Raw genomic sequence first — 12,390 nt, forward strand, 5'->3', positions numbered from 1 at the left:
GGCTTACGGACGCACAATTGCGGTGCAACGAACTTCGGATAGCTATCACAGTCCGCTTAGAAATCCCTACAGTGACGACTTGACTATTTTGCTGCATAAATCGTGACCCAGATTTGCGCATCGTCCTCGACCTTGACTTCCAGCGCAGGCTCGTTGATAGATTCATCCAACAAGTAGGTGGCAGCAGTTAACGGTTCTAACGAACATGCACTCTCGCTCCATGCAGGTTCCTTTTGAACTATTGAAGCTCGCCATTCACCCGCTCCAGTACAAGCCACGGTCCAACCTAATTGCGTATATCCCTCAGGGAGTGGCTCGGTTTGTATGATTGAGGGCCCCATGCCGTTAAACTGTTTCAGGACTACACCTGACATGGCAGGACCTTCAACATTCAATTTTTGTTGCTCGAAGATCTCTGCTCCGTCCTGATGGAGCTCGGCTTTCGCCGGCTCTTGGGACGGATCTGATGCTTTGTCCCCATCGGTGCAGCCTGCTAAGACAAAAGTAGGCAGCAATATGGCTGTTAGCAGGGGTAGCACCTTCTTATTCGTCTCCATTTGCAGAGCCTATCCTTCAACCTGCAGAACCGCGTGCATTAAGCGATAATATTATCGCTGAAGCTGCCAAACTAATTTCTCGATAACCTGACAGACGGGACAGTTCATGATGTCCCGTAGAACATTCGGCATACGGGACGACTGAGAAAGTAGCGTTGCTGTGTTTGAATGAAGCGTGAAAGCTTCTAAGAACATTGTTTACATGACGTTGGGCCTCCTGCTGACTCTCGCAGGAGCGGCAGGTGGTTTCGTGATGTTCTTGCAGCCATGGAGGAGCTGTCCTGAGATTGATGACAGTTCTGCGGGCTGCCCTGCGACATCAGGCGATACGTCCCTCCTTGGCCTTGCCATTGCTGTGCTGCTCGTGGGGGTGGGTTTCTTGATCATGTCCAGGAAGCCAGAGCGGATTCCACTCGACGCTGCCGGCCCCTTCGGGAAACTCGACTAGGGTCCGATGCCGACTCGCCTCAGCAATCGGGTGGCGCTCTGCATCCACCTCGTACAGTCCCGGCGAGCGTTCCCTTTGCGGGCGCTCCTCTAGCGGAACACGGCCGTACCTCTGTCCGGACAACCCCTTGCAGGACGATGCGGCTCAGTGTGAGTTGCTGTGACTTTCCGTCTTTCGGCTCTGGACCCGTTCGAGTGCGAAGGTGCGATAGAGCTGTTGGGTGCTTGGCGCCGGCGGTAGCTGCTCGCGTTGAGACTGCAGTGCCTCGATCGATATTGCTGCAACCCGTCTCCAGGCTTCCGGTGCGCTTTCGCGAGTCGCATTAATGACGCCCGCGATTGCTAGGAGCAATAGCGCCACGTCCTGGTGGACGAAGTCCGGGCGCAGACGTCCCGGGGCCTCAGGAGCACTCATGGTGAGTATGTCAGTGAACGCGCAGTTCTCGGCCTGCATCTCGAATGCCGTTTCCAGATAGGAACGAAAACCGCGCCAAGCATCGGGATCGCTCAAAGCGCTGTCTATCGAATTCACGTATGCTACGACGTTCTCTGTGAACACTGCCGCTAGCAGCTGACCCCTCGTGAGTCCGCTAGCTGGTCAGCCGTAGACAGCAAATCAACGTAAATTCATCTGAATAGTGGTTCCAGAATTGTCAGATTGACCGGAGACTTGTTCGTACCTGTGATTAACCAGCCAACGTTGAACTGTAGAACCCGCAGAGGGTTTAGCTTATGTGGCAGGCGTAATTGGGCGGACGAGGATAAGTGTCGGTCCTGACCAGTCCATGTTGCTGTGCTCTTCTAAGGGGTAAAAGCCTATTGCTCGATAGAAGGAACGTGTCTGGGCATATGCGTCATTGTCGAATGACGGTCCTACCGTATGAACCGATAGGTGCACACATCCGTCGTCGGCTAGGTCTGCAGTAATCTTCTCGATAAGTGCTCGTCCGATTCCAAGGCCACGCGCTTCCGGAGACATTGCGATCAAGTGTAATTCCGCGGATTCTGAAAAGTGTCGACGTATCAAAGAAACACCAACGGTAGCCCCAGAGTCGCGTGCGAGTATGCTCACGAAATTTTCATTGGCAGCGTCGACAACATAGCTGTCAATCGATTCCAGATCTGCAAACCACTCCGGAAGTGATTCTAAGATGTTCCGGACAGCGTGCGGGTCCCGTGCATATTCAATCTCAATAGTCATACATTCGATCTTTCCACCTCACAAGTCGATTGAGCCGGAGCCCCCAAGGCACTGTGATGCAAAAAATTTAACCGATAGCTCTTCCAACGGTTGATACGTTGCAGGTCAGGGTATCGGGGCTTCCCAACGAGAGACCTACACGCGTCTGAGCTGGTAATGCTCTTCTATCGTCCCCGTACATCTGGCCCGGATCCTAGACGTTCGTTCTGCATCGCCAGCGACGGCACTATTAGAACTAAGCGGATTTCTTGTCGCCATGCCACTGACCCGTCGATGTCTTCCTTGCCACTGTCTTGGCCAGCGGTACAGTCAATGCCCCCACAGCGATCAGGAATGCGAATCCGCTGATTGCATACAGGGGTGCTTCCAGCGTGAATGCCGCCCCGGAGTTCCAATCGGCATAGGTATCGCCTACAGAGTTCAGATTGGCGAACGAGGTGAAAAAGTATGCGGGCGCGCCAAATGCCAAGATTCCGGCCCATAGCGCCAAGCTCGCCCAGCCCGGCAGTATGGCCCGGCACCACATCGTTATCGCACCCCAGACCAGGGCGATCAGGATGCCCAGCGCAGCGAAGACCAGACCTGGAATGGTGCTGTACTGCTGGTCCGCTGCCTTCATGTCAGCGATCGTCGTATCGAGTGGCATCCCGCTCGCGGCCACCACAGCCCAGTCATTCATCAAAAATGCTCCGAGAACGGAGTATGCGACTATTGCAACGATTCCGAGAAGGGTAAGCAGTATCCGCATAATGAAAGGCTATCAGCGGGTTGGCTACCCGGAGTCTACAGATAGGGTTCCCGGGCACCAAGCCCGCGCCGGCCTCCGCCCGGCGGCACCGAACAATCTAGCGCGCCGGGAATGTAATAGGACCGCAGATTGCTGAATCTGGTATGAACATCAACGCCATTCCCATCGTGAAGATGGACGGAAGCACAACCTCCCTGACTGACTACTCTGGGAAGGTCATCCTCGTGGTGAACGTTGCTTCCCGCTGTGGACTGGCACCGCAATATGCCACCCTTGAAACACTCCAACGTACCTACAAGGACCGTGGCTTCACCGTGCTGGGGTTCCCCAGCAATCAGTTCTTGCAGGAGCTAGGCAGCAATGAGGCGATTGAGCAATTTTGTTCCACCACTTACGGGGTGAGCTTTCCGGTCTTCGACCGAATACGTGTTAACGGCAGAAACGAGCACCCGCTGTACACAGAACTAAAGAAGACCGAGGACGCCGCAGGAAAATCGGGCCGCGTGAGCTGGAACTTTGAGAAGTTCTTGATTTTTCCCTCCGGCGAAACAATGCGATTCCGCCCTCGGACGGTGCCGGATGATCCAGCCATCATTGAGGCTATCGAAGCCAATCTGCCCAGCTAAGGCCACTCCGTCCTAAAGTCGTTGGCTTGACCGCTGTCTCCCGCATAACGTTCCTCGAAGGAAACAATTTGGGCTATTTCAGAAAGCTCGTCTAATCCGTCTCCAGTTATGGCTAACTGAAACGGGCAGTCGGCCGGCTGCGTCAACTCACTGGTGCAAAGACTCATTGCTGTTCGCGTCTGGAATCTGCGCTCCGCGTGAACTTTCTGTTATCGGCGTCACTTGTGCGGTTGACTGGCATCATGACACGGACACTCATCCTTGGCGGTACTGCATGGCTCGGTCGCGAACTCGCGGAACAACTGGTGGCCAAAGGCAAAGATGTAACCGTCTTGGCTCGCGGTGTATCAGGCACGGCCCCACAAGGGGCCACATTCGTCGCCTCAGACAGAAGACTGCCTGGCGCGTACGACCAGGTCAAAAACGTTGATTGGGATGAGGTTATAGAGCTGTCCTACGCACGGGATCTCGTTGAGGGTGCGCTGGAAGCTTTGTCCAATCGAACGAAGCATTGGACACTCGTTTCATCCGTGTCTGTTTATGAGGGCAACGATGAACCCGGAGCGTCAGAAGACGCCAAACTCGTCGCTCCCACAGACCTAGACGATTATGCGCACGCCAAAGTTGTTGCTGAGCAGATCACCCAGCATGCGGTCGGGGACCGCCTGTTAATTGCCAGACCCGGACTTATTGCGGGACCGGGAGACACCAGCGATCGTTTTTCCTATTGGGTCTCACGCTTTGCCCTTGCAGCGAATGGCAATGTCCTTGTGCCGCAGACCGAGGGTCGTTATGTCCAGTTCATTGACGTCCGCGATCTGGCAGCATGGGTTCTTGACGCGGGTTTCCGCGGACTCACCGGAACCTACAACGTAGTTGGCAGTGAACGCAATTTTTCTGATGTTCTGCTTTCTGCCGCGAAGGTCGCGGGCTATACCGGTGAATTTATCGCGGCTGACGATGTCTGGTTGAAAGAACAGGATGTCAACTACTGGGCAGGGCCTCATTCGTTGCCGCTATGGCTCCCTTTAGACGATGCAGCCTTCGCCCAACGTAGTGGCGAACGGTTCAAAGCCGCCGGTGGGAGCGAACGAAGCCTGGAACAGACTCTTGAGGACGTGCTGACCGATGAACGTGCGCGCGGACTGGATAGAGTCCGGCGTTCAGGTCTCAGTCGAACGGAAGAACTTGTGCTCCTTCAGAAGATCAGCGAGTCTGGAAAGAACTAATCAGGACTGTCCCGCAAGAGGCCCGCCTTTAGGGGGAGAAAAACCGCCAGCGTTGTTCGAGGATAGCCGCCAAGTAGAGCTCACAATTACAGGCAACTACCATCTGGCTCACCAAAATTACGAAGAACCATTGCACAACCTACGAAGCTAGATTTAGTCTTAGGCGAGATTTTCGGCGATCCAACTATTGGCCCTGCCGATAGCAGCTGAGACTTCCGACTCTGGCCTGTGAGCGATGATCAAAAAACCGAGTTGTTGGAGTCGAAAGGTATTTCGCCGTATGCCGGCTCGAGTAACCTGATCAGCGCCGGCGATTTTTGAGAGTTTCTCCCATCCGTGCCAAACCCCCAAAGAAGCAAGGTCGGTAGATCGATCGCTCATGGAGGATAAATCCCAATCGAGAATTCCGGTTGCCTGCCCCCGATGCCACATGACGTTGTATCCGCCTAGATCACCGTGGGAGAACACCTGCTCTTCGGGTTCAAGATGTGCGAGTGCCGCAATTGCCTCGCGAGCAAGATTTCTAAATTGCTGATCAATTCTTGGAATGACCTCTTCAATTTGAACGGAATACCAATTCGCGCCGCCACAGAACGATAACGGCTCGTTGAGCATCGACTGAAGTGGGCCGGGATCGATTGAAGAAACTGCTTCCAGCAGGCGTTGAAGTTCCTCCGGTTCGCCTTCACCGGCAGGGCAAGGAGCGCCGGAGACAAATTCCGTAGCCACCGCCGCATGTTCCTCGATTTCGACTACCGGCCCGAGCGAGCGCGGCAAAGTCAGCCCAAGGTCGCTTGGAATTGAATCAACGAGTTGTTGCCTTCGGCGAAGCTTATTAGCAGTAAACAAATCGCGGGTCACTCGAACGGCCGCGTAGTCCTCCAGAAGAACAACAACATGAGCTGAACCCTCATTGATGATTGTTCGTTGCGCGCGTCGAATCCGAAGTGGCAGCTCTGAAACGGCTGCCTCAACTATCGCCTCTAGCGAGACCGAACCTTCTGCTGTGTGCATTTACCGGAGCCTACGTGGATAGCCGAGATTTAGTGATTGCGTCACTAGCTTAGTAGCAGATGAACCGAACGAATTTGAGTAATCGTCAAAGATGATCTTTGAGAACATCCCCAGGAACATCGACGCAGTGGCGCGACGAAAAAATGGTGGTCCAGAAATTACTTTCTGGACCACCACTTCAATCGAAATACCTAGTTACTGCACCACTAGCTATGCCTAGCTGAGGATTTCGGTGAGCTCCAGCCAGCGTTCTTCGAGTTCATCAATCTGAGACTGAAGGTCGTTAATTCTGGCAGTTAGTTTGCCCAAGGCCTCGTAATCACTCTGGTCGTGTGCGGCCATCTTGCTATGAGTCTTCTCAACCTTGTCCCGCAGCTGACCGACCTTGCGCTCGTTAGCGTTCAGTTCCTTCTGTGTGGCGCGAAGCTCCGCGGCACTGAGACCCTTGGAGTTGGCAGAAGTACCGTTCGAGGACGCAGCAGCTGGATTGCCTGACCCCTTGACACCTTCGGCGCTACGCAACTTCAAGTACTCGTCCACGCCGCCTGGCACATGACGGAAATTGCCGTCTAGGATCGCGTACTGCTGATCGGTGACGCGTTCCAGCAGGTAGCGGTCGTGCGACACTACGATGAGCGTGCCAGGCCAGGAGTCAAGCAGGTCTTCCAAAGCAGCCAACATGTCGGTATCGACGTCGTTCGTTGGCTCATCGAGAATCATGACGTTCGGTTCATTCATCAAGATCATCAGCAACTGCAAGCGGCGGCGCTGGCCACCGGAAAGTTCGTTGATCTTGGTGGACAGGTGCGCGGAGGAGAATCCCAAACGTTCCAGCAGCTGCGCTGGGGTCAGATCTTTGCCGTCCACATTAAAAGTGGTGCGGAATCCAGCCAAGACTTCGCGAACGCGGTCTTCACCGATCTTCTCCAACTCACGGAACTGCTGATCGAGCACTGCCAGCTTCACGGTCTGACCGCGCTTGATGGTACCGCCGGTAGGTACCACGGTGCCTGCAATCAACCCCAACAAGGTTGATTTACCAGCACCATTGGCACCGAGCAGTCCGGTACGTTCACCTGGAGCAATACGCCAGGTGAACGGCTTCAAGATGCGCTTGTCGCCGAAGCTGACCTCGGTATCCAGCAAATCCACCACGTCTTTGCCCAAACGGGTGGTGGCCATCTTCTTCAATTCCAACGGGTTGCGAACCGGAGGGACATCGGCAATCAGCTGGTTGGCTGCTTCAATACGGAACTTTGGTTTGGCCGTACGCGCAGGGGCACCACGACGCAGCCAAGCAAGTTCCTTCTTCATCATGTTCTGGCGCTTGCCCTCGGTGACCGCCGCAATGCGGTCACGCTCCACACGCTGCAGTACGTAGGCCGCATAGCCACCCTCGAAAGGTTCAACTAAGCGGTCATGCACCTCCCAGGTATTGGTGCAGACTTCGTCGAGGAACCAACGGTCGTGAGTGACAACCATCAGTCCGCCGGAGCTCTTGGACCAACGATTGTTCAGGTGCGTCGCCAGCCAGGAGATGCCTTCGACGTCCAAATGGTTAGTTGGCTCGTCGAGGATGACCACATCCCAGTCTTGAACTAGCAGTGCAGCCAAGGCGACACGGCGTCGCTGTCCACCGGAGAGCGTTGAAATCTGTGCTTCCCAATCCAGGTCTGCAACAAGTCCACCGATGACATCACGAATGCGAGCCTCACCGGCCCATTCATGAGCTTCCATGTCTCCTACCAGTGCGTAATGCACGGTGGAGTCTGAATCGAGGGTGTCACTCTGATCGAGTACCCCGACGGTTACGTCTCCACGTCGGGTCACACGCCCTGAGTGAGGTTCGATTTTGCCCGCGAGCATGCGTAGTAGCGAGGATTTGCCTTCGCCATTGCGTCCCACCAGACCGATACGGTCGCCTTCGGAAATACCGATGGTGACCGAGTCAAATACGACGTGGGTGGGATATTCGAGATGGAGGGCTTCGCCTCCGAGTAAATGAGCCACACCTCTAGTTTACGAAGCGACGCAAATCGAGAACTATTTAGTACCGATCTGAACGCCGCAGAGGAGAATATCTTTTGCTAACGTGTTGTGCGATTTCACTCAGACTCTAGATCGTGGCAGAATAATTAGCGTGCTTAACGGGTGATGCTCGTCAGGTACGTTTTCCGCCCTGGTGTAATGGCAACACGCCAGCCTTTGGAGCTGTGCATTGTAGGTTCGAATCCTACGGGCGGAACCATTTAGCTCTCAGCGCCCCTCGTGGGCGCTTTTCTTTTTGAACGCCAGTTAAGCCGATCTTCCTCATCGCGATAGACTGTCAGCGGGGTTTTATTTTGATGCCAGAAATCTCATACTCGACTTCGCAGGAGAAAGCACTTGAGCGATCAGGTCAACGCACCAGTAGCCGTTATCGTCCTCGCCGCAGGCGCAGGAACCCGGATGAAATCGGCTAAGCCGAAGATCATGCACGAAATTGCAGGTCGTTCAATGATTTCTCACGCATTGCACGCCGCTTCCGCGCTGGAACCGAAGAGCTTGGTCGCCGTGGTGCGTCACCAACGTGACCTCGTTGCAGCTCATATCGTTGAGCAGTTCCCAAGCATCACCATCGCCGATCAGGATGACATTCCTGGCACCGGCCGTGCTGTGCAGCAGGGCCTCGACGCAGTCGATCCAGACCTCGAAGGCACCGTCGTCGTGACCTATGGTGATGTGCCATTGCTCACCAGTGAAGTGCTGGCAGGCCTCGTGGTCACCCACGAAGCGAGCGGTAACGCTGTCACCGTGTTGACCACCGAGCTGGATGACCCATCGGGTTACGGTCGAATCTTGCGTGATGAGAACGGTGAAGTTTCCGGGATCCGCGAGCAGAAGGATGCCAACGAGGCTGAACTTGCGGTCAAGGAAATCAACTCCGGTATTTATGCCTTTGATGCAGCCATGCTGCGTTCGGCGCTGACCGAGGTCACCACCGACAACGCGCAGGGCGAAATGTACCTGACCGATGTACTGGCCATTGCCCGTGCCCGCGGTGGCCGAGTCGCGTCCTCGCAGATTGCCGACCGCTGGCAGATCGAGGGAGCGAACGATCGCGTTCAGGTTTCCAACCTGGCCCGCATCTACAACGAGCGCAAGACCGAATCCTGGATGCGCCAAGGTGTGACCATCATTGACCCGGCGACCACGTGGATCGACGCCACGGTCATCATCGGCCAAGATGTCACTCTGAAGCCAGGTACCCAGCTACACGGCGAAACCATCATCGGCAGCAACGCCGTGGTTGGTCCAGACACCACCTTGACCAACGTGGTTGTTGGCCAGAACGCTACGGTCAAGCGCACCGACGCTACCGACTCGCGGATCTCCGAAGGCGCCAGCGTTGGTCCCTTCGCTTACCTGCGTCCCGGAACCGACTTGGGTCCGGACGGCAAGATTGGCGCTTTCTACGAAACCAAGAACGTGACCATTGGTCGCGGCTCTAAGCTCTCGCACCTGGGTTATGCCGGGGATGCTGAAATCGGTGAGTACACCAATATTGGGTGTGGCAATATCACCGCAAACTACGACGGTGAAAAGAAGCACCGAACCAAGATTGGTTCACATGTACGCACCAGCTCGAACACCGTGTTCATCGCACCGGTGGAACTCGGGGACGGCGCATACACCGGTGCTGGTGCCATCGTCCGTAAAAACGTCCCGGCTGGCGCACTAGCGTTGTCCGTGGCTCCGCAGCGGAACACCGAAGGTTGGACGCTGGAAAAGCGTCCAGGCACCCCTTCGGCCGATGCCGCATTCAAGTCCTCGTTGAATAACTCGGCTTCCGAATAATTCATTCGAGGAATTCATTTCCTCAGACCACCTCATACGTGCTAGCGAAGCGAGCGAGAAAGCAAACCCCATGAGTGAAATCAGCCATAATGTCGATAAAAAGCTGGTCCTGGCCACCGGCCGGGCACACCCGGAACTAGCAGCAGAAGTTGCTAAGGAACTGGACACCGAACTGCTCCCGCTGAACGCCTACGACTTCGCTAACGGCGAGATCTATGTGCGTTCGGACGAGTCGGTACGTGGCAAGGAAGTCTTCTTGTTGCAGTCCTACCCAGCCCCACTAAACAATTGGCTGATGGAACAGCTGATCATGATTGATTCGATGAAGCGTGCCTCGGCGCGTCGTATCACCGTGGTTGCACCGTTCTACCCATACGCTCGTCAGGACAAGAAGGGCCGTGGCCGCGAGCCAATCTCGGCTCGTCTGGTAGCGGACCTGTTCAAGACCGCTGGTGCCGACCGTATTATTTCTTGCGATCTGCACACCGCGCAGATCCAGGGCTTCTTTGATGGTCCGGTGGACCACCTATTCGCCTTCCCACTGTTGGCGGACTACATCCGTGACCGTGTGGGCGATGACCCAATCACCGTGGTCTCACCAGACACCGGTCGTGTGCGTGTGGCTGAGCAGTGGGCCGAACGCCTCGGCGGCGCCCCACTAGCATTCGTGCACAAGTCCCGTGACTTGACCGTGCCTAATATGGCCGAGTCCAAGACCGTAGTAGGCCAGGTTGCCGGCCGTACCGCGGTACTGATCGATGACATGATCGACACCGGTGGAACCATTGCAGGCGCAGTGCGCGTGTTGAAGGAAGCCGGCGCGAAGGATGTCATCATCGCGGCGACTCACGCAGTCTTCTCAGACCCTGCCGCGCAGCGTCTGGCCGAGTGCGGTGCCACCGAAGTTGTGGTCACCAATACCCTGCCAATCCCAGAAGAGAAGCGCTTCGCAAACCTCACGGTTCTTTCGATCGCTCCGATGTTGGCACGCGCCATCTCCGAGGTCTTCCACGAGGGTTCTGTCACGAACCTATTCGACGGTCGCGCCTAGTAGTTCTCGTTTCGCAAGCTAATGGCCGGCACCTTCGGGTGCCGGCCATTGGTCATTTAACGGGATTCTGAAAACACTGATTCCCGGCGGTCATTCCGTGATGATCGGGCTAACTGCCTGCGACAAAAATAAAATGGTCGTCGGCGGAGAAAAGGTGTTCGTCGGTGCATCGGTAACCGCGTAGCCACTGTTGGTCATCGACTGTACGAAGATAAAATCCCTTGGGGAATTCATCGTCGCCTAGTGCCACAGAAGCTACCGTGAGCGAGCTATTCGGAGCTTTCCCAACGTTGAGCACGCTGTGCTTAGACATGGGCTGGTTCGTATAGGCCAGGCGTAAATATGGCCCCGCGGTTACCGGGCACAAACTCAGCTGTTGGCGTTGTGCGGCAGAAAAAACCTCAGACAAGGATGCTCCGTCGTTCAAGCCCAGATCCGCGAGCCTGCGGATGGCAAAGTGCTTCACTATCGGAGCTTGCACGTTATTGAATACCGGATGCTGCACTAACTGGTTGGCAAAGTCGTTAAGCTGAATTCCTCGGTCGCGTAATTTAGATTTCAGTGCGCTCCGGCTCAAACCGCCAATAGCGACCGTATGCAGACTAGCGTTCATCTGATCTCCCCGTTTTGGCTAATGCGCCACCACAAGTAAGTTACTGACCGGCTTCGGTGAGGGCCAAGGCGTAGGAAGCCGCCAGTAGCTCGCGCAGTGCTTCCAGATTAACTTTGGACAAGCGGCCTAGATAAAGGCATGCTTTGCTGGCCTTGTGCGGGCCAAGCGCGCCAAGAAGCTCGGGCCATTTTACCGCGAAATCACTTTGCAGATAAATAGTGTGTTTTGCAGAGCCTGGCGCAAACGCCATCAACGGGGCGTGTCCACTATGTCCGCTGTCGTAACGGTATTCGTAGTCACCGAAGCCGATGATGCGCTCCGCCCAGACGACCGGGGGTAAGCCAGTGATTTCCTGGAAGAGTGCCAGTAGCTGCTCGGCTTCGTCACGACGTGTGCCCGGGGCACGGGAGAGTACCTCGGCAACGGGCATTTCGGACGGTGACATCGCTGGTTGTTTGACGCTCATTTGTACTCCTTTATATCGGATGGCTTGACGCCACCGAAGAATGATCTTTCGTGCCACACTACCGGGCATTGTTGCTAACGCCGCCGGGGTCTTTCAGGGTTGTGGCGTAGGGTACAGATTTTTTACTCTCGCCCGCTTGCTGGTAGAATTTCTACTTGTGCTCAGGCGAGGGAATCATCATTTTTGATGTGACCGTTATCGACAAGGCCGGAAAAGCTCTTTCATCTCCAGATGATGGATGCTTCCCAGGTCCACGCAGGGCGTAAAAAGAAGCATTCAATCACTATAAGGAGATTCATCATGGCATCTGTCAACCTTGACGCCGTAGTTCGTTCCGATTTCGGCAAGGGCGCAGCCCGTCAGGCTCGTCGCGACGGCCTGATCCCAGCAGTAATCTACGGTGCAGGCTCCGAGCCACAGCACATCTTGCTGCCAATCCACGAGACCACCTTGGCTATCCGTGACCGCGGCGTTCAGCTGGTTCTGAACATCGATGGCAAGGAAGTTAAGACCTCCATCAAGGACATCCAGATCCACGCAATCAACCGCACCGTTGATCACATGGACCTACTGATCGCTGCGTAAGTTCGGTCTTCGGAGC

General features: G+C 55.4%; 13 protein-coding genes and 1 tRNA gene. 6 read left to right on the forward strand and 8 right to left on the reverse strand.

From position 1 onward, the window contains the following. Positions 1 to 83 precede the first annotated feature (83 nt). The 4 genes from ACX5K5_RS03750 to ACX5K5_RS03765 form a co-directional block, all read right to left on the reverse strand. Positions 84 to 557: a hypothetical protein gene (locus ACX5K5_RS03750; protein ID WP_459175049.1), complete on the reverse strand. Its 474-nt coding sequence runs from the start codon at positions 555 to 557 to the stop codon at positions 84 to 86. Between the two features lie 592 nt (positions 558 to 1,149). Next, positions 1,150 to 1,515 carry a hypothetical protein gene (locus ACX5K5_RS03755; RefSeq protein ID WP_443445094.1) on the reverse strand — a complete coding sequence of 122 codons (366 nt, stop codon included), beginning with the start codon at positions 1,513 to 1,515 and terminating at the stop codon, positions 1,150 to 1,152. 219 nt (positions 1,516 to 1,734) lie between these two features. Further along, a complete protein-coding gene (locus ACX5K5_RS03760; protein ID WP_459175050.1) occupies positions 1,735 to 2,205 on the reverse strand; it encodes a GNAT family N-acetyltransferase in 471 nt (156 codons plus the stop codon). A 235-nt stretch (positions 2,206 to 2,440) separates the two neighbouring features. Then, a complete protein-coding gene (locus tag ACX5K5_RS03765; RefSeq protein ID WP_346060403.1) occupies positions 2,441 to 2,953 on the reverse strand; it encodes a hypothetical protein in 513 nt (170 codons plus the stop codon). Positions 2,954 to 3,096: 143 nt separating this feature from the next. Here ACX5K5_RS03765 and ACX5K5_RS03770 point away from each other — a divergent pair, with 143 nt between their 5' ends. Together ACX5K5_RS03770 and ACX5K5_RS03775 are read left to right on the forward strand one after the other, a co-directional pair. After that, entirely contained in the window at positions 3,097 to 3,579 is a 483-nt protein-coding gene (locus ACX5K5_RS03770) for a glutathione peroxidase (protein ID WP_170947880.1), read from the forward strand. Positions 3,580 to 3,821: 242 nt separating this feature from the next. Further along, positions 3,822 to 4,808, forward strand: coding sequence for an NAD-dependent epimerase/dehydratase family protein (locus tag ACX5K5_RS03775; protein WP_459175051.1), 987 nt, complete (start codon positions 3,822 to 3,824; stop codon positions 4,806 to 4,808). 159 nt (positions 4,809 to 4,967) lie between these two features. Here ACX5K5_RS03775 and ACX5K5_RS03780 read toward each other — a convergent pair whose 3' ends face one another. Next, positions 4,968 to 5,822 (reverse strand): phosphotransferase family protein, encoded by an 855-nt coding sequence (locus ACX5K5_RS03780; RefSeq protein WP_459175052.1) that lies wholly within the window; start codon positions 5,820 to 5,822, stop codon positions 4,968 to 4,970. A gap of 216 nt (positions 5,823 to 6,038) precedes the next feature. Further along, positions 6,039 to 7,832, reverse strand: coding sequence for an ABC-F family ATP-binding cassette domain-containing protein (locus tag ACX5K5_RS03785; RefSeq protein WP_096256644.1), 1,794 nt, complete (start codon positions 7,830 to 7,832; stop codon positions 6,039 to 6,041). Positions 7,833 to 7,995: 163 nt separating this feature from the next. On the opposite strand from ACX5K5_RS03785, the gene ACX5K5_RS03790 reads away from it, so the two are divergent. From ACX5K5_RS03790 to ACX5K5_RS03800, 3 genes are all read left to right on the forward strand, one after another. Then, a tRNA-Gln gene (locus ACX5K5_RS03790) sits at positions 7,996 to 8,070 on the forward strand. Positions 8,071 to 8,207: 137 nt separating this feature from the next. Continuing rightward, positions 8,208 to 9,659 (forward strand): bifunctional UDP-N-acetylglucosamine diphosphorylase/glucosamine-1-phosphate N-acetyltransferase GlmU, encoded by a 1,452-nt coding sequence (gene glmU, locus ACX5K5_RS03795; protein ID WP_096256645.1) that lies wholly within the window; start codon positions 8,208 to 8,210, stop codon positions 9,657 to 9,659. Between the two features lie 70 nt (positions 9,660 to 9,729). Beyond that, the gene (locus ACX5K5_RS03800; RefSeq protein ID WP_096256646.1) at positions 9,730 to 10,710 is read left to right on the forward strand and encodes a ribose-phosphate diphosphokinase; all 981 of its coding nucleotides are present in this window, start codon (positions 9,730 to 9,732) and stop codon (positions 10,708 to 10,710) included. A 109-nt stretch (positions 10,711 to 10,819) separates the two neighbouring features. Here the strand turns inward: ACX5K5_RS03800 and ACX5K5_RS03805 are convergent, their stop codons facing one another. Next, complete coding sequence (locus ACX5K5_RS03805) at positions 10,820 to 11,323, reverse strand: hypothetical protein (RefSeq protein ID WP_188684431.1); 504 nt, start codon at positions 11,321 to 11,323, stop codon at positions 10,820 to 10,822. 40 nt (positions 11,324 to 11,363) lie between these two features. Continuing rightward, complete coding sequence (locus tag ACX5K5_RS03810; RefSeq protein ID WP_096256648.1) at positions 11,364 to 11,789, reverse strand: DUF1801 domain-containing protein; 426 nt, start codon at positions 11,787 to 11,789, stop codon at positions 11,364 to 11,366. A gap of 300 nt (positions 11,790 to 12,089) precedes the next feature. Between ACX5K5_RS03810 and ACX5K5_RS03815 the strand changes: the two genes are divergently transcribed. After that, on the forward strand, positions 12,090 to 12,374 hold the full coding sequence (locus ACX5K5_RS03815) for a 50S ribosomal protein L25 (RefSeq protein ID WP_188684432.1): 285 nt from the start codon (positions 12,090 to 12,092) through the stop codon (positions 12,372 to 12,374). The last annotated feature ends 16 nt before the right edge of the window (positions 12,375 to 12,390 follow it).

This window comes from Glutamicibacter bergerei (genome assembly GCF_054495185.1).

What these genes read in the sequence shown, in the direction of transcription:
- ACX5K5_RS03770 (WP_170947880.1), top strand. Translation starts at nt 3,097, where the DNA reads ATGAACATCAACGCCATTCCCATCGTGAAGATGGACGGAAGCACAACC.
- ACX5K5_RS03810 (WP_096256648.1), bottom strand. Translation starts at nt 11,789, where the DNA reads ATGAGCGTCAAACAACCAGCGATGTCACCGTCCGAAATGCCCGTTGCC.
- ACX5K5_RS03750 (WP_459175049.1), bottom strand. Translation starts at nt 557, where the DNA reads ATGGAGACGAATAAGAAGGTGCTACCCCTGCTAACAGCCATATTGCTG.
- ACX5K5_RS03765 (WP_346060403.1), bottom strand. Translation starts at nt 2,953, where the DNA reads ATGCGGATACTGCTTACCCTTCTCGGAATCGTTGCAATAGTCGCATAC.
- ACX5K5_RS03800 (WP_096256646.1), top strand. Translation starts at nt 9,730, where the DNA reads ATGAGTGAAATCAGCCATAATGTCGATAAAAAGCTGGTCCTGGCCACC.
- ACX5K5_RS03760 (WP_459175050.1), bottom strand. Translation starts at nt 2,205, where the DNA reads ATGACTATTGAGATTGAATATGCACGGGACCCGCACGCTGTCCGGAAC.
- ACX5K5_RS03805 (WP_188684431.1), bottom strand. Translation starts at nt 11,323, where the DNA reads ATGAACGCTAGTCTGCATACGGTCGCTATTGGCGGTTTGAGCCGGAGC.
- ACX5K5_RS03815 (WP_188684432.1), top strand. Translation starts at nt 12,090, where the DNA reads ATGGCATCTGTCAACCTTGACGCCGTAGTTCGTTCCGATTTCGGCAAG.
- ACX5K5_RS03775 (WP_459175051.1), top strand. Translation starts at nt 3,822, where the DNA reads ATGACACGGACACTCATCCTTGGCGGTACTGCATGGCTCGGTCGCGAA.
- ACX5K5_RS03780 (WP_459175052.1), bottom strand. Translation starts at nt 5,822, where the DNA reads ATGCACACAGCAGAAGGTTCGGTCTCGCTAGAGGCGATAGTTGAGGCA.